Origin of the sequence: Streptomyces griseorubiginosus (assembly GCF_017614965.1) — a bacterium.
Classification (GTDB): Bacteria; Actinomycetota; Actinomycetes; order Streptomycetales; family Streptomycetaceae; genus Streptomyces; species Streptomyces griseorubiginosus_B.
The window spans coordinates 21,017-36,112 of the sequence record NZ_WVUG01000017.1 but is presented as its reverse complement, the minus strand read 5'-3'; the positions used below and the strand labels follow the sequence as shown (position 1 = coordinate 36,112).

Annotated in this window: 13 protein-coding genes and 1 tRNA gene; 8 read left to right on the top strand and 6 right to left on the bottom strand. The window is 70.6% G+C overall.

What is annotated here, in order from left to right; translation table 11 throughout:
* Positions 1–6: 6 nt before the first annotated feature.
* From GRC12_RS05630 to GRC12_RS05610, 5 genes are all read left to right on the top strand, one after another.
* Positions 7–1,920, top strand: coding sequence for a copper resistance CopC/CopD family protein (locus GRC12_RS05630; RefSeq protein WP_208777951.1), 1,914 nt, complete (start codon positions 7–9; stop codon positions 1,918–1,920).
* An 8-nt stretch (positions 1,921–1,928) separates the two neighbouring features.
* The gene (gene efeB, locus GRC12_RS05625) at positions 1,929–3,218 is read left to right on the top strand and encodes an iron uptake transporter deferrochelatase/peroxidase subunit (RefSeq protein WP_208777949.1); all 1,290 of its coding nucleotides are present in this window, start codon (positions 1,929–1,931) and stop codon (positions 3,216–3,218) included.
* Between the two features lie 107 nt (positions 3,219–3,325).
* A complete protein-coding gene (gene pheA, locus GRC12_RS05620; protein ID WP_208777947.1) occupies positions 3,326–4,258 on the top strand; it encodes a prephenate dehydratase in 933 nt (310 codons plus the stop codon).
* A 550-nt stretch (positions 4,259–4,808) separates the two neighbouring features.
* Positions 4,809–6,086: a serine--tRNA ligase gene (gene serS, locus GRC12_RS05615; protein ID WP_208777945.1), complete on the top strand. Its 1,278-nt coding sequence runs from the start codon at positions 4,809–4,811 to the stop codon at positions 6,084–6,086.
* Positions 6,083–6,883, top strand: a complete 801-nt coding sequence (locus tag GRC12_RS05610; RefSeq protein ID WP_208777943.1) for an HAD family hydrolase — start codon at positions 6,083–6,085, stop codon at positions 6,881–6,883. The genes serS and GRC12_RS05610 overlap by 4 nt, the downstream gene beginning before the upstream one ends.
* Positions 6,884–6,912: 29 nt before the next feature.
* Here GRC12_RS05610 and GRC12_RS05605 read toward each other — a convergent pair.
* From GRC12_RS05605 to GRC12_RS05580, 6 genes are all read right to left on the bottom strand, one after another.
* Positions 6,913–7,000, bottom strand: a tRNA-Ser gene (locus GRC12_RS05605).
* Positions 7,001–7,264: 264 nt separating this feature from the next.
* Positions 7,265–7,471 (bottom strand): SGM_3592 family protein, encoded by a 207-nt coding sequence (locus GRC12_RS05600; protein ID WP_439959870.1) that lies wholly within the window; start codon positions 7,469–7,471, stop codon positions 7,265–7,267.
* A gap of 92 nt (positions 7,472–7,563) precedes the next feature.
* Positions 7,564–8,283: an ABC transporter permease subunit gene (locus GRC12_RS05595; protein WP_133048302.1), complete on the bottom strand. Its 720-nt coding sequence runs from the start codon at positions 8,281–8,283 to the stop codon at positions 7,564–7,566.
* Between the two features lie 10 nt (positions 8,284–8,293).
* Positions 8,294–9,205 (bottom strand): ABC transporter ATP-binding protein, encoded by a 912-nt coding sequence (locus tag GRC12_RS05590; RefSeq protein ID WP_133048303.1) that lies wholly within the window; start codon positions 9,203–9,205, stop codon positions 8,294–8,296.
* Positions 9,202–10,110 (bottom strand): ABC transporter permease, encoded by a 909-nt coding sequence (locus GRC12_RS05585; RefSeq protein WP_208777939.1) that lies wholly within the window; start codon positions 10,108–10,110, stop codon positions 9,202–9,204. Before GRC12_RS05585 ends, GRC12_RS05590 begins: the two co-directional genes overlap by 4 nt.
* On the bottom strand, positions 10,100–11,062 hold the full coding sequence (locus GRC12_RS05580; RefSeq protein ID WP_208777980.1) for an ABC transporter ATP-binding protein: 963 nt from the start codon (positions 11,060–11,062) through the stop codon (positions 10,100–10,102). Before GRC12_RS05580 ends, GRC12_RS05585 begins: the two co-directional genes overlap by 11 nt.
* A gap of 236 nt (positions 11,063–11,298) precedes the next feature.
* Between GRC12_RS05580 and GRC12_RS05575 the strand changes: the two genes are divergently transcribed.
* The 3 genes from GRC12_RS05575 to GRC12_RS05565 are packed head-to-tail and all read left to right on the top strand — an operon-like array spanning position 11,299 to position 14,764.
* A complete protein-coding gene (locus GRC12_RS05575) occupies positions 11,299–12,141 on the top strand; it encodes a M24 family metallopeptidase (RefSeq protein ID WP_208777937.1) in 843 nt (280 codons plus the stop codon).
* A complete protein-coding gene (locus GRC12_RS05570; RefSeq protein ID WP_208777936.1) occupies positions 12,138–13,898 on the top strand; it encodes an SDR family oxidoreductase in 1,761 nt (586 codons plus the stop codon). Before GRC12_RS05575 ends, GRC12_RS05570 begins: the two co-directional genes overlap by 4 nt.
* The gene (locus tag GRC12_RS05565; protein WP_208777935.1) at positions 13,895–14,764 is read left to right on the top strand and encodes a metal-dependent hydrolase; all 870 of its coding nucleotides are present in this window, start codon (positions 13,895–13,897) and stop codon (positions 14,762–14,764) included. Before GRC12_RS05570 ends, GRC12_RS05565 begins: the two co-directional genes overlap by 4 nt.
* Positions 14,765–15,096: the final 332 nt, after the last annotated feature.

Here is a 15,096-nt window from a genome sequence, read left to right as displayed (position 1 = left end):
ACGACCGTGACACCGACCATCACCCCCCGCCGACTGCGGGCCCTGGTGCTGCTGTTCCTGGCCGTCGCCGGCGCGCTGCTCGCCGGTGCCGGACCGGCCTCGGCGCACGCCGCGCTGACCGGAAGCGACCCCGCGCAGGGGGTGGTGGTCGACAAGGCTCCCACCGAGGTCGCGTTGACCTTCTCCGAGAAGGTCGCCACCAACTCCGACTCGCTGCGCGTGCTCGATCCCAAGGGCAAGCGGGTCGACACCGCCAAGCCGTCGAACATCAGCGGCACCACGTACGCCGTGCCCCTGCACAGCGGACTGGCCGACGGCACCTACACGGTGTCCTGGCAGGTCGTGTCGGCGGACAGCCACCCCGTCGCCGGTGCCTTCACCTTCTCCATCGGCGCCCCGTCCAAGACCTCCGTCAAGGCGGTCGGCCAGGAGATCGGCGGTGGGGTCGTCGGCTGGCTGTACGGCTTCGGGCGGTACATGTCGTACGCCGGCTTCATCGTGATGGTCGGCGGCGCGGCCTTCGTCCTCGGCTGCTGGCAGCGCGGATCGGGCGTACGGCCGCTGCAGCGGCTCGTGGTCTCGGGGTGGCTCTCGCTCACCGCGGCGACCCTCCTGCTGCTGCTCCTGCGCGGCTCGTACACCAGCACCGGCAAGGTCGGCGACATCTTCGACCTGAGCCTGCTGGGGCAGGTGCTGCAGACCAAGACGGGCGCGGCGCTGGTGTCCCGGCTGCTGCTGCTCGCCGCGGCGGCCCTGTTCATCGCCGTGCTGTTCGGTGCGTACGACAAGCGCGAGGACGACGAGAAGCGGGACCTGACGTTCGGGCTCGCGATCGGCGGGGTCGTGGTGGCCGCCGGGCTCGCGGCGAGCTGGGCGATGGCCGAGCACGCCTCGACCGGACTGCAGCCGGGCATCGCCATGCCGGTCGACGTGGTCCATCTGCTGGCCGTCGCGGCCTGGCTGGGCGGGCTCACCGCCCTGCTGGTCGCCCTGTACCGCGCGGAGACTCCGATCGAGGCCTCCGCGGTACGGCGCTTCTCGACCGTCGCCTTCGGCAGTGTCCTCGCGCTGGTGGCGACCGGCGTCTACCAGTCCTGGCGCCAGCTCGGCTCCTGGTCGGCGTTCACCGACACCGCGTACGGACAGCTGCTGCTCGTCAAGATCGGGCTCGTGGCGCTGCTCGTCGGCATCGCCTCGATCTCGCGGCGCTGGACGGCCCGGCTGGTGGACACCGTGCCCGCCAAGGCGGGCAAGCGGGAGAAGGAGCACGTCAGCGCGGGCGCCGGAGGGAAGAAGGGGGCCGCGGGCGGGACGAAGGCCACCGGCGACTCCAAGCGGGCCGCTCAGCTCGCCCGCCAGCAGGCGGCCATGGACACGGCACGGCAGAAGCGGCAGCGCGACGCCGACCCCCACCGGTTCGGGCTGCGGCGCTCCGTGCTCGCCGAGGCGGGGGTGGCCGTCGTCCTGCTCGCCGTCACCACGGTGCTGACGCAGACCGAGCCGGGCCGTACCGAGCAGGACGCCAAGGCGGCCGCCGACTCCACGTCGGCCTCTTCCTCCGCGTCTGACGCCTCCTCCGGCGCGCTCACACTGACCATGCCCTTCGACACGGGCGGCACCGACGGCAAGGGCGTGGTGTCCGTCGACCTCGATCCCGCGGGCGTGGGCGCCAACGAGATGCACGTCTACGTCACCCGGCCCAACGGCCGCGCCTTCGACGTCCCCGAGGTGAAGGTCGCCTTCACCCTCGACGCCAAGAAGATCGGGCCGTTGCCCGTCTCTCCCGACCACATCACCACCGGGCACTGGGCGGCGGACGGGGTGCAGATCCCGATGGCCGGCGACTGGAAGGTCGCCGTCACCGTGCGCACCTCCGACATCGACCAGGTGACCGTCTCCAAGAACGCGCAGATCGGCTGAACCGCACCATGGCTGACCAGACCAGTCCGCAGGCCCGGACACCGCTCGACACGGGTGTCCCTCCGCAGACCCCCGCCCGGGACGGCATCTCGCGCCGCGCCCTGCTCGGCACGGCCGGCGCCACCGGGCTCGTGCTCGGCGCGGCAGGGGGTGCGGTGGGGTACGCAGCGGCACCCTCCGAGGCCACGCCGCTCACCTCCGTCGGCGCGAACATGGCAATGTTTCACGGGAAACATCAGCCCGGCATCACCGACGGTCTCCAGGCGCGCGGCCACCTCGTGGCCTTCGACCTGGCGGCGGGCGCCGGCCGCAAGGAGGCGGCCGCACTGCTGCGCCGCTGGTCGGCGACGGCCGAGCGGTTCATGGCGGGCGAACCGGCGGCGAGCGACGACACCGACGTGGCCCGCGACGCCGGGCCCTCGTCGCTGACGATCACCTTCGGCTTCGGGCACAGCTTCTTCGCCCGGACCGGCCTGGAGAAGCAGCGGCCCGTCTCCCTCGACCCGCTGCCCGACTTCTCCTCCGACCAGCTCGACAAGGCCCGCAGCGACGGCGATCTGTGGGTGCAGATCGGCGCCGACGACGCCCTGGTCGCCTTCCACGCCCTGCGCGCGATCCAGAAGGACGCCGGGAGCGCGGCGAAGGTCCGCTGGCAGATGAACGGCTTCAACCGCACCCCGGGCGCCACGGCCCACCCCATGACGGCACGCAACCTCATGGGCCAGCTCGACGGCACGCGCAATCCCAAGCCGACGGACGCCGACTTCGACCAGCGCGTCTTCGTGCCGGCGTCCGGCTCGAAGGACCCGTCCTGGATGGCGAACGGCTCCTACGCCGTCGTACGGCGCATCCGGATGCTGCTGGACGACTGGGAGAAGCTCTCGCTCGCCGCCCAGGAGAACGTCATCGGGCGCCGCAAGTCCAACGGTGCGCCGCTGTCGGGCGGCTCGGAGACGACGGCGATGGACCTGGAGAAGACGGACGCCAAGGGCGAGTACGTCGTCCCCGTCAACGCCCATGCCCGCATCACCCGGCCCGACCAGAACGGCGGGGCGGCGATCCTGCGGCGGCCGTTCTCCTACCACGACGGCATCGACGCCGACGGGGTGCCGGACGCGGGCCTGCTCTTCGTCTGCTGGCAGGCCGACCCGCTGCGCGGCTTCGTCACCATCCAGCGCAAGCTCGACCGCGGGGACGCCCTGTCGAAGTACATCCGCCACGAGTCCAGCGGCCTGTTCGCGGTGCCGGGCGGCGCGGCGAAGGGCGAGTACGTGGGTCAGGCGCTGCTGGAGGGCTGACGGGCCGGGGCCGTGTATGAAGGGCTTGGCGGAGACGCGTGAGCCGTACGGAGGGGCTTGGCGGAGACGCGTGAGCCGTCTTCCACAAGGGCCATTAGGGTGAGGTCATGCCTGCGAGCTACGCCTATCTCGGTCCTGAGGGCACCTTCACCGAGGCCGCCCTGCGCACGCTGCCCGAGGCGGCCACGCGGGAGCTGGTCCCGTACGTGTCCGTCCAGTCCGCGCTCGACGCGGTCCGCTCCGGCGAGGCCGAGGCCGCGTTCGTGCCGATCGAGAACTCCGTCGAGGGCGGGATCACCACCACCCTCGACGAGCTGGTGGCGGGCGCACCGCTGATGATCTACCGCGAGGTGCTGCTGTCGATCACCTTCGCGCTGCTGGTCAGGCCCGCCACGAAGCTGACGGACATCAAGACCGTCTCCGCGCACCCGGCCGCCCAGCCGCAGGTGCGCAACTGGCTGCGCGCGAACCTCCCGGACGCGCACTGGGAGTCGGCCGCCTCGAACGCGGACGCGGCCCGGCTGGTCCAGGAGGGTCAGTACGACGCCGCCTTCGCCGGTGAGTTCGCCGCCGCCCTGTACGGGCTGGACGCGCTGGAGACCGGCATCCACGACGCCGAGAACGCCCAGACCCGTTTCGTGCTGGTCGGCCGGCCCGCCCGTCCGGCGGCCCCGACCGGGGCGGACAAGACCTCGGTCGTGCTGTGGCAGCGCGACGACCACCCCGGCGGTCTGCGTGACCTGCTGGGCGAGTTCGCCACCCGCGGCATCAACCTGATGCTCCTCCAGTCCCGACCGACCGGCGCCGGCATCGGCAACTACTGCTTCTGCATCGACGCCGAGGGCCATATCTCCGACCGCCGGGTGGCCGAGGCCCTGATGGGGCTGAAGCGGATCTGCCTGGAGGTACGGTTCCTCGGGTCGTACCCGCGTGCGGACGTCCGCGTCGAGGACGTGAGCGCTCCGCGGGCCGGGACCTCGGACGAGGAGTTCGTGGCGGCTTCGGACTGGGTGGCGCGCTGTCAGGACGGACGTTTCTAGCGTGTTAACGGACGCTGTACACCGGTCCTACCTGCAGATTTTCGTTATCCACAGGGGTTATCCACAGGTCCGCTTCTCGACCTGGGGACAAGTCGACATCAAGAGGCGACCTTGTCGACAAATCCGCCCTCCGGTCACTGCCACGTCCACATGCGCGCACATCACCGTTCGTCCACTCGTTTCCTTTAGGCAATCCTTTGGGGCGACCCCTTTCCACTCGAAAGTGGCGGTAAGGGCGGGTTTGGGCAGGGAATCCTCAGCGTGATCCCCCGGTTTCGGAGTGATCAATTCCGAAATCCACAGATCCCCCGCACAGCCTGTGGATAACTCTTTCGAGGGTGTGGATCCCTGTGGACAACCGATGCCCAAGTCCCGTTCCGCACAAGGGATTCAGGTCAACCCGACGCCGGTGGCATGATCCGTCCCGGGGAGTGGGCACCTTTTATTGACACGCTGCGCATTTCACCCATAACGCCATGTAAAGGTCTTTTCGTGATCGTTGGAATGGTTGAGTCGTGAGCCGTATCCCCGCACCGGTAGCCTTGGCCACGTGATTGACCTTCGCCTGCTCCGTGAGGACCCCGACCGTGTGCGCGCGTCCCAGCGCGCCCGTGGAGAGGACGTCGCGCTCGTCGACGCTCTCCTGTCTGCCGACGAGCGGCGCAGGTCGTCCGGCGTCCGCTTCGACGAGCTGCGTGCCGAGCAGAAGCAGCTCGGCAAGCTCATCCCCAAGGCCACGGGTGACGAGAAGGCCGAGCTGCTGAAGAAGGCCGGCCAGCTCGCCGCCGACGTCAAGGCCGCCGACGCCGAGCGCGACGCGGCCGACGCCGAGACCCAGGAACTGCTGCTCCAGCTCGGCAACCTCGTCCACCCCGACGTGCCCGTCGGCGGCGAGGAGGACTTCGTCACCCTCGAGACGCACGGCACGATCCGCGACTTCGGCGCCGAGGGCTTCGAGCCCAAGGACCACCTGGAGCTCGGCACCCTGCTCGGCGCGATCGACGTGGAACGCGGCGCCAAGGTCTCCGGCTCCCGCTTCTACTTCCTCACCGGCGTCGGCGCCCTGCTCGAGCTGGCGCTCGTCAACGCCGCGATCGCCCAGGCCACGGCGGCCGGCTTCACGCCGATGCTGACGCCCGCCCTGGTGCGCCCCCAGTCGATGGCGGGCACGGGCTTCCTCGGCCAGGCGGCCCAGGACGTCTACCACCTCGACAACGACGACCTCTACCTGGTCGGCACCTCCGAGGTCCCCCTCGCCGCGTACCACATGGACGAGATCCTCGACGCCGACCGCCTCCCGCTGCGCTACGCCGGCTTCTCGCCGTGCTTCCGCCGCGAGGCCGGCTCGCACGGCAAGGACACCCGGGGCATCTTCCGCGTCCACCAGTTCGACAAGGTGGAGATGTTCTCCTACGTCGCCCCCGAGGACTCCGAGGCGGAGCACCGGCGGCTGCTGGAGTGGGAGAAGCAGTGGCTGAGCTCGCTGGAGCTGCCCTTCCGGGTCATCGACGTGGCCTCCGCCGACCTCGGCGCCTCGGCCGCCCGCAAGTTCGACTGCGAGGCGTGGATCCCGACCCAGGGCAAGTACCGCGAGCTGACCTCCACCTCGGACTGCACCGAGTTCCAGTCCCGGCGGCTGCAGATCCGCGTCCGTGACGGCAAGCAGGTCAAGCCGCTGGCGACGCTCAACGGCACACTGTGCGCCGTACCGCGCACGATCGTGGCGATCCTGGAGAACCACCAGCAGGCCGACGGCTCCGTGTACGTGCCGCCGGTGCTGCGCCCGTACCTGGGCGGCCGGGAGGTCCTGGAGCCGGTCGCCAAGTGAGCGACTTCCCCTATCGGCTGGTCGCGACCGACCTCGACGGAACGCTGCTGCGCTCCGACGAATCGGTCTCGCGCCGCACCCGTGACGCGCTCGCCGCAGCCGCCGCGGCGGGCGCCGCGCACATCGTCGTCACCGGTCGCGGAGCGCCGTGGACCCGGCACATCCTGGACGACCTCGGCTACGACGGCCTCGCCGTCTGCGGTCAGGGCGCCCAGGTCTACGACGCCAGGGAGCACCGGCTTCTGACGTCCGTGACGCTGGACCGGCAGCTGGCGGGCGTCGCCCTGGCCAAGATCGAGGCGGAGGTCGGCCCCCTGCACCTGGCGGCGAGCCGGGACGGGCTGGACGGCGACGTGCTGGTGGGGCCGGGGTACGCGGTCACCGGCTCGCTGCCCGCCGTTCCCTTCACGGACGCGGCCGACCTGTGGGCCGCCCCGCTGAACAAGATCTACATACAGCACCCGACGCTCGGCGACGACGAACTGGCCGAGGCGGCCCGCCAGGCCGCGGGTGGCTTCGTCACGGTCGCCATGGCGGGCGCGGGCATCGTGGAACTGCTGCCGCTGGGTCTGTCGAAGGCCACGGGACTGTCGCTGGCGGCCCGCAGGCTCGGGGTGAAGGCGGCGGAGACCATCGCCTTCGGCGACATGCCGAACGACATCCCGATGTTCGCCTGGGCGTCCCACGGGGTGGCCATGGCCAACGCCCACGAGGAGCTCAAGGCGGTGGCCGACGAGGTGACGGCCTCCAACGAGGAGGACGGGATCGCGGTGGTGCTGGAGCGGTTGCTGGGCTGAGTCGTCAGCCGCTGTCAGCCGGCTTCATGCGGAGGATGCACGGATCGAACGTGCGCGGGCTTTCCAGGCCCGACCATGGCTTAGCAAGCCAGTGCCTTACCGCTCGGCCAATCCTCCGGGTGGGCGGCCCACGCGAGAGCGACATCGCGTGCTCGAAGCGGCCGCCCCGGGCAGTTGCTGAAAAGGGACTCGACGGTGGGGTAACTACACCGGAGTCCTCCGTGAACTGCCCTGGCGGGAGCTCGACGGACTGTCGTGCATGGACATCGCCGGCTCCTCTCCCAGAACGTGGCGCCGGACTCGTCCTCCGGCGGTGTGGACACAACCACTGTGCCGGTCGGACGAGTTGGACGCCACCGAATAAAACGGCCGTACGACGTTCTACCGCCGGCGCCACTTCCGGCGGCGCCCCTTGCTGAAGAACCAGCCGGCGGGCGGCTCGTCGGAGCGCCAGGGCTGCGGCTCCGGTTCCTCGGTGCGCCAGCGGGCGGCGAGCATCCGGGCGCGGGCTGAGGGTTCGGTCGTCTCGGCGGACCGTATGAAGTTCTCGTCCAGGACGAGGTCGTCCCAGTTGTCTGCCATCCCCATTCCTCTCAGCCCACTCTTCCCTCTCAGCCCACTCTTCCCTTTTGCCCAGTGTGCCCGGACAGGGTTGAAGTCCCCGTCAATAAGGCCCGCGTCTACTCCTCGCCCGCCAGCGTCAGCGACCGCAGCTTCTGTCCCGCGTACCAGGTGGCCAGGACGGTCACCACGACCAGGAACACCGTCGCCGTGGTCAGACCGACGTCCGAGGTCACCAGGTCCCCGCCGGCCACCTTGTGGGCGACGGCCAGCGACCACTGCTGGACGCTGAGCGTGCGCGCGCCGGGCACCAGGGAGCCGAACAGGGCCTCCCAGACGAGGGCGTAGACGAGGCCGAAGACCACCGCGTGCCGGGACACCGTGCCCAGCAGCAGGAACAGCGCCGCGTACGCGATCGAGGAGACCAGGGCCGCGACCGTGTAGGCGACCGCGATCTGCTGGCCGTTGCCGTTGAGGATGAACCCGGCGATCAGGGTCGGCAGCGCCGAGAAGACCATGGTGACGGCGATCGCCACGATCAGCTTGGTGAAGATGATCGTCGGACGTTTGAGCGGCTTGGACAGCAGGTACACCACCGAGCCGTCGTCGATCTCCGGGCCGATCGCGCCCGTACCGGCGATGACACCGATGATGGGCACCATCGTGGCGAGCGCGAGCCCGCCCAGCAGGTCGGCGGCCGTCTGGTCGTCGGCTCCGGCGAGGGCGCGGACGACGACGGAGATGACGATGAGCAGCAGGGGCAGGGCCCCCAGGATGAGGGCCCGGCGGCGGCCGAGCAGGGCCCGGTAGGTGAGCCGGGCGACTGTGGGGTCGTACATCTTCGGCCTCCTACGCCGCGACCAGGTAAGAGAAGACGGACTCGAGGGACTCGTCGGACGGCGAGACCGTGAGCAGCCGGATGCCGTGGTCACGGGCGACCCGGGGCAGCAGGGCGGTGAAGCGGCCGAAGTCGACGGCCTGGACGCGCAACGCGCCCTCGGCGAGGTCGACCTCGATGCCGGACGTCGACGGGTCGGCGATCAGCGCGGCCGCGAGGGCGCGGTCGTCGCTGGAGCGGACCAGGTAGCGGTGCGGGCGGTCGGTCATCAGCCGGCGGATCTTTCGGAAGTCGCCGCTGGCCGCGTGCCGTCCGGCCACGACGACCTCGATGTGCCAGGCGAGCTGCTCGACCTCTTCGAGGATGTGGGACGAGAACAGCACCGTGCGGCCCTCGTCGCCCATGCGCCGCAGCAGGTCCATCAGCTGCATCCGCTGGCGCGGGTCCATGCCGTTGAAGGGCTCGTCCAGCAGGAGCAGCGAGGGGTCGTGGACCAGGGCGGACGCCATCTTCACGCGCTGGCGCATGCCCTTGGAGTAGGTGGAGATCTTGCGGTCCTGCGCGTACTCCATCTCGACCGTGGCGAGAGCCCGTTGGGCGGCCTTCTCGCCGAGGCCGTGCAACTCCGCGTTGGCGACGACGAACTCGCGTCCGGTGAGGAAGTCGTACATCGCCTCGCGCTCGGGGACGATGCCGATGTGCCGGTAGATCGCCTCGTTGCGCCACACCTGCTCGCCGTCGAGGGTGACGGTGCCGGTGGAGGGTGCGAGGAAGCCGGCCATCATGTTGATGAGGGTCGACTTCCCTGCGCCGTTGGGGCCGAGCAGGCCGGTGACGCCGGGGCCGATGGTCATGGTGATGTCGTTGACGGCGACCACGTTGCCGAACCAGCGGGAGACGTGGTCAATGGAGAGCGTGGTCACAGTCCCACCTTCTTGTAGCGGCGCATCAGGAGGCCGTAGCAGGCGGCGATCAGGCCCAGGACGACCAGCACGTAGACCGCGCCCTCGCCGTTGGTGGGGCCGACCGCGCCGGGGAACGCCGAACTCGCGCCGAGGAAGGCCGACTGGACTCCGTCGATGAGCGTGACGGGCGAGAACAGGCCGATCCAGGGGATGGCGCCGCTGCTGTTCTGCGCGTCGGCGATGGCCTGGAGCGTGGAGACGGCGCCGTAGGAGATGGTCAGTACGGCGATGACGGCCGCGATGCCGAAGCCGCGCCGGGGCGTCACCGAGGCGATGACCAGGCCGATGCCGGCGAAGAGCAGGGAGAGCAGTGCCACGGAGACCAGCCCCTGTGCGAACCCCTTGGTCTGGTGGGCGAAGTCGAGTTTGGCCAGCAGCGCGCCCACGTAGAGCACGATCAGCGGGGCCGCGGTGAGGACGAACATCGCGGAGGCCAGCGCCGCGTACTTCGCGCGGACGTAGTCGGCGGTCTCGATCGGCCGTGAGAAGTACAGCGGGACGGTCTTGAAGCGCAGGTCCCGGGAGACGGACTGGGGCGCCTGCGAGGCGACGTACAGGCTGATGACGGCCTGCATGATGATCGCGTAGCGCGTGTAGTCGACGGGCAGTTCCTTGGCCTTGGTGGCGACCGCGACGGCGACCATGATGGCCGCGGGCACGCACATCACCACGAACAGCAGCATCGGCAGCACCTTGGACTTGATGGAGCGTCCGAGGCCGTAGGCGCCGCGCAGCGACTGCGAGTAGAGGGAACGGGTGGCGTAGGAGCGGCCGAGGCGGGGGCCTTCGTAGTTGCGGTAGCCGATGTTGTGGATGCGGGTCTGGTCGCCCGGTACAGCGGCCGCGGGGTGCTCAACTGCCATTGACTGCCGCCTCCTTGCGCTGCTCGTCCTCGGCGGTGAAGACCTCCGAGATGTGGTGCCTGCGCTGCTCCATGCGCACGAGGCCCAGGCCCAGGTCGGCGACGACGTCACGGACCAGGTCGTAGGTCTCCTCGCCCTGCGCGGTCAGCAGCAGGATGTGGCCCGCGCCCGGCAGGCCGCTGCCCGCCTCGACGGTCACCCCGCGCGCGTGCAGCGCCTCGCGCATCGCGCGGGTGCCGTCGGGGTGCTCGTCGGTGTCGGTGACCTCGACCGCGAGGGTGGTCGTGGTCTGGGTGAAGTCCGTGGTGGAGCTGGAGCGCAGCAGCTTGCCGCCGTCGATGACGACGACGTGGTCGCAGGTGCGTTCGAGTTCGCCCAGGAGGTGGGAGGTGACCAGGACCGAGATGCCGAAGTCGGTGTGGATGCGGCGGATCAGGCCGAGCATCTCGTCGCGGCCGACCGGGTCGAGGCCGTTGGTCGGCTCGTCCAGGAAGACCAGCTGCGGGTCGTGCACCAGGGCCTGCGCGAGCTTCACGCGCTGCTTCATGCCGGTCGAGTAGCCGCCGATGGGGCGGTAGCGCTCCTCGTACAGGCCGACGTGGCGCAGGGTGTCGGCGGTGCGCTCGCGGGCGGCGGTCGGCGGCAGGCCCGACATACGGGCCATGTGCACGACGAACTCGGTCGCCGAGACGTCCGGCGGCAGGCAGTCGTGCTCCGGCATGTAGCCGACACGCTCGCGGATGGCGGCACCCTTGGTCGCGACGTCGAGCCCGAGCACTTCGGCTCGGCCCTCGGAGGCGGGGGACAGACCCAGCAGGATCTTGATCAGTGTGGACTTGCCGGCTCCGTTCGCTCCGACGAGTCCGGTCACACCGGGCCCGACGTCGACGGAGAGCCGGTCAAGCGCGGTCACCCGGGGGAACCGCTTGCTCAGGCTTTCGGTCGCGATCACAGTCACGCTTCGAAGGTAGTGACCTGGACCACCCCTGTAGTCAGACCCGAGGGCCGTCTTCGTCTCAGTCTCCAGATGTACGGGTCCGTAGGGGATTCCCCTACCTGAGAGCTACGCAGAGTTATCCACAGCCCGGAACCCGGCTGTTGACGCAGCCTCTAACAACTGTCACATTCACCGGTGTCACGTTACGGACACGTACCGCGGTCGAGGTACGACGAGGGGTGGGCGGTGGCATGAGGACGGCGGTGACGGGCGAACTCCCGGCGCAGCTGCGGGGGTTCAGAAAGGTGCAGCGCCTCGCCTACGAATGCGCCGAGGCGGTCGCCGCCCGGCTGCGACCGGGGGTGACCGAGCGGGAGGCGGCCCGCATGCAGCGGTCCTGGCTGCGCGAGCGTGGCGTGCGGGACTGGTTCCATCTGCCCTTCGCCTGGTTCGGCGACCGCACCGCGTTCGTGAACTTCCGCGTCCCCCTGCAGTTCTTCCCGACCGACCGGCGCCTGGAGCCCGGGATGCCGTTCATCCTCGACATGGCTCCCGTCCTCGACGGCCACACCGCCGACATCGGCTACTCCGGCTCCCTCGGCCTCAACCCGGTGCAGGACCGGCTCATGGCGGACCTGGAGGCGCACCGGGAGCTGATCCTGCGCGAGGTGCGCGGGCGGCGCCCGCTGCGCGAGATCCACGAGGACGTGGACCGCCTCATGGTCCGCCAGGGCTACGCCAACCGGCACCGCGCCTACCCCTTCGGGGTGATCGCCCACAAGGTCGACCGGGTGAGGCCGCGCCGCTGGTCACCGCACGTCTTCGGGTTCGGCACCCAGGCGCTCAAGGGCCTCGCCTCCGACGCGCTGCACGGTCACCGCGAGGGCTGGTCGCCGCTGTGGTCCCCGTACCGCTTCTCCGACCACCCGCCGCGGCCGGGGCTGTGGGCGGTCGAGCCCCATCTCGGATTCCGGGGCACCGGTGCGAAGTTCGAGGAGATCCTCGTCGTCACCGACTCGGAGGACCCCGAGGAGAGCGCCTTCTGGCTGGACGACGATCTGCCGCACGTGCGGCGTTGGGCGGAGGAGAAGTGACGGTACTGGAGGGCGCGCGCGAGCGCCGGGTGCACACCGGGGGCATCGAGCTGTGCGTCGCCGAGCTGGGCGAATCCGGGCGGCCGACGGTCGTGCTGGTGCACGGCTACCCGGACAGCAAGGAGGTGTGGTCCGAGGTGGCCCCACGACTGGCCGAACGCTTCCACGTCGTGCTGTACGACGTCCGCGGACACGGCCGGTCGACGGCGCCGCGTCCCCTGCGCGGCGGCTTCACCCTGGAGAAGCTGACGGACGACTTCCTGGCGGTGATCGACGCCGTCAGCCCGGACCGCCCGGTGCACGTCGTGGGGCACGACTGGGGCTCGGTGCAGTCCTGGGAGTTCGTCACCGTCCGGCGCACCGAGGGACGCATCGCCTCCTTCACCTCGATGTCCGGGCCGTCCCTGGACCACTTCGGCCACTGGATCGACGGTCGCCTGAAGCGGCCCACCCCGCGCCGCGTCGGCCAGCTGCTCGGCCAGGGCGCCAAGTCCTGGTACGTCTACGCCCTGCACACGCCCGTGCTGCCCGAACTCGCCTGGCGCGGCCCCCTCGGCAAACGCTGGCCGCGCATCCTGGAGCGCGTCGAGAAGGTCCCCGGTGGCGACTACCCGACCTCCTCGCTCCCCAGGGACGCGGCACACGGAGCGTGGCTGTACCGGGACAACGTCCGCGCCCGACTGCGCCGCCCGCGCCCCGACGCACACGCACACGCGCCCGTGCAGCTCATCACGCCCCTCGACGACGCCTTCCTCTCCGAGCGGCTCTACGACGACCTCGACCGGTGGGTTCCGCGGCTCACCCGCCGCACCATCCCGGCCAAGCACTGGATACCCCGCACCCGGCCCGACCAACTGACCGCCTGGATCACCGAGTTCGTGCGGACGGTCGAGGACGGCGGGCCCGAGAAGGTCAAGCCCACCGGCAGATACGCCGACCGGTTCGGCGGGCAGCTCGTGCTGGTCACCGGCGCGGGCAGCGGCATCGGCCGCGCCACGGCGTTCGCGTTCGCCGAGGCGGGCGCGCGCGTGGTCGCCGTCGACCGGGACGCGGAGGCCGCCGCGCGCACCGCGGAACTGTCCCGGCTGATCGGCGCCCCCGAGGCGTGGGCGGAGACGGTCGACGTCTCCGACGAGCAGGCCATGGAGAAGCTCGCCGACAAGGTCGCCGCCGAGTACGGCGTGGTGGACGTCCTCGTCAACAACGCGGGCATCGGCCTGGGCGGCTCCTTCCTCGACACGACCCCGGAGGACTGGCGGAAGGTCCTCGACGTCAACCTGTGGGGGGTCATCCACGGCTGCCGGCTCTTCGGGAGGCAGATGGCCGAGCGCGGCCAGGGCGGCCACATCGTCAACACCGCGTCGGCGGCGGCCTATCAGCCCTCCAGGGCGCTGCCCGCCTACAGCACCTCCAAGGCGGCGGTGCTGATGCTGAGCGAGTGCCTGCGCGCCGAACTCGCCGGCCAGGGGATCGGCGTGAGCGCCATATGCCCCGGCTTCGTCAACACGAACATCACCTCCACCGCGCGCTTCGCGGGCGTGGACGCGGAGGAGGAGAAGCGGCGCCAGAAGAGGACGGCACGGCTGTACGGCCTGCGGAACTACCCGCCGGAGAAGGTCGCCGACGCGATCCTGAAGGCGGTCGTGCGCAACCAGGCCGTCGTGCCCGTCACCCCCGAGGCGCGGGGCGCCCGGCTCTTGTCCCGCCTCGCCCCACGTGCGTTGCGGGCGATCGCGCGACTGGAGCCACCGCTGTGAGCGCGCCGATCGCGCCCCGGCGGGTGTCCTTCGACTGGTCGCGCACGCCGCTGCACTGGATACCGGGCGAGCCGACCGCGACGCACGTGATCAATGTGCTGCACCTGCTGCTGCCGGCCGGTGAGCGGTGGTTCGTGAAGGTGTTCAAGGAAGGGCTGCCGCTGGTCAGAGATCCCGAACTGCTCGCGGACGTCAAGGGGTTCATGGGCCAGGAGGCCACGCACAGCGTGCAGCACGCGTACGTGCTGGACCACCTGGCGACCCAGCGGCTCGACACCGCGGACTTCACCCGGTACGTCGACTTCCTCTTCGAGAGGCTGCTGGGTGAGCGGCCTCCGCTGAACGCGCCGCTGCCCGCGCGCGAGTGGCTGCGCTTCCGGCTCGCGGTCGTCGCCGCGATCGAGCAGTTCACGGCGGTGCTCGGCGACTGGATCCTGGCCGCCGACGGCCTCGACGCGGCCGGCGCCGACGAGGTCATGCTCGACCTGCTGCGCTGGCACGGCGCCGAGGAGGTCGAACACCGGGCGGTCGCCTTCGACATGTACCAGCACTGCGGTGGCACCGGCGCGGCCCGTTACGCCCGCCGCCTCGCCGCGATGGCCGTGACCGCGCCCGTGATGCTGTACCTGTGGGTATGGGGAACGGCGTACCTCATCCACCACGACCCGCAGCTCGCCGGCCGTGCCCGCTACTCCCTGGCGGAGCACAACAGGGCCGTGCGCAAAGGTCTGCTGCCGGCCTGGAAAGACCTCGGGGCCGCGATACCGCGGTACTTCCGGCGGTCCTACCACCCGTCGCAGGAAGGGTCGCTGAGCCGCGCGGTCGCGTACCTGCGCAGCTCACCCGCCGCGGGGACGGCGGCGTGAGCGGAACGGCCGGATACCGGATCGAGGACATGGCGCACCGCAGCGGCGCCACGGTCCGTACGATCCGCGCCTACCAGGACCGCGGGCGGCACCTCCGGCGGCAGTTGGAGAGGGGTGAGGTGCCGGAGGGGCGGGCGGTGTCACGCTCCGTGGTCCTTCCCGAGGAGACAATGCGGGCGGTGGAGAGACTGGTTGGGGCGGAGCGGGTGACTCGGTTCGTGGCGTTGGCGGCTGAACGGGAGGTGTGGGCGCGGGAGTTGGACGCGCTCACGTCAAGGCGTGGGCCCCCAGTCGATCTTGACGAAGAGGGCTGACATGTCGGGGAGTTGTCC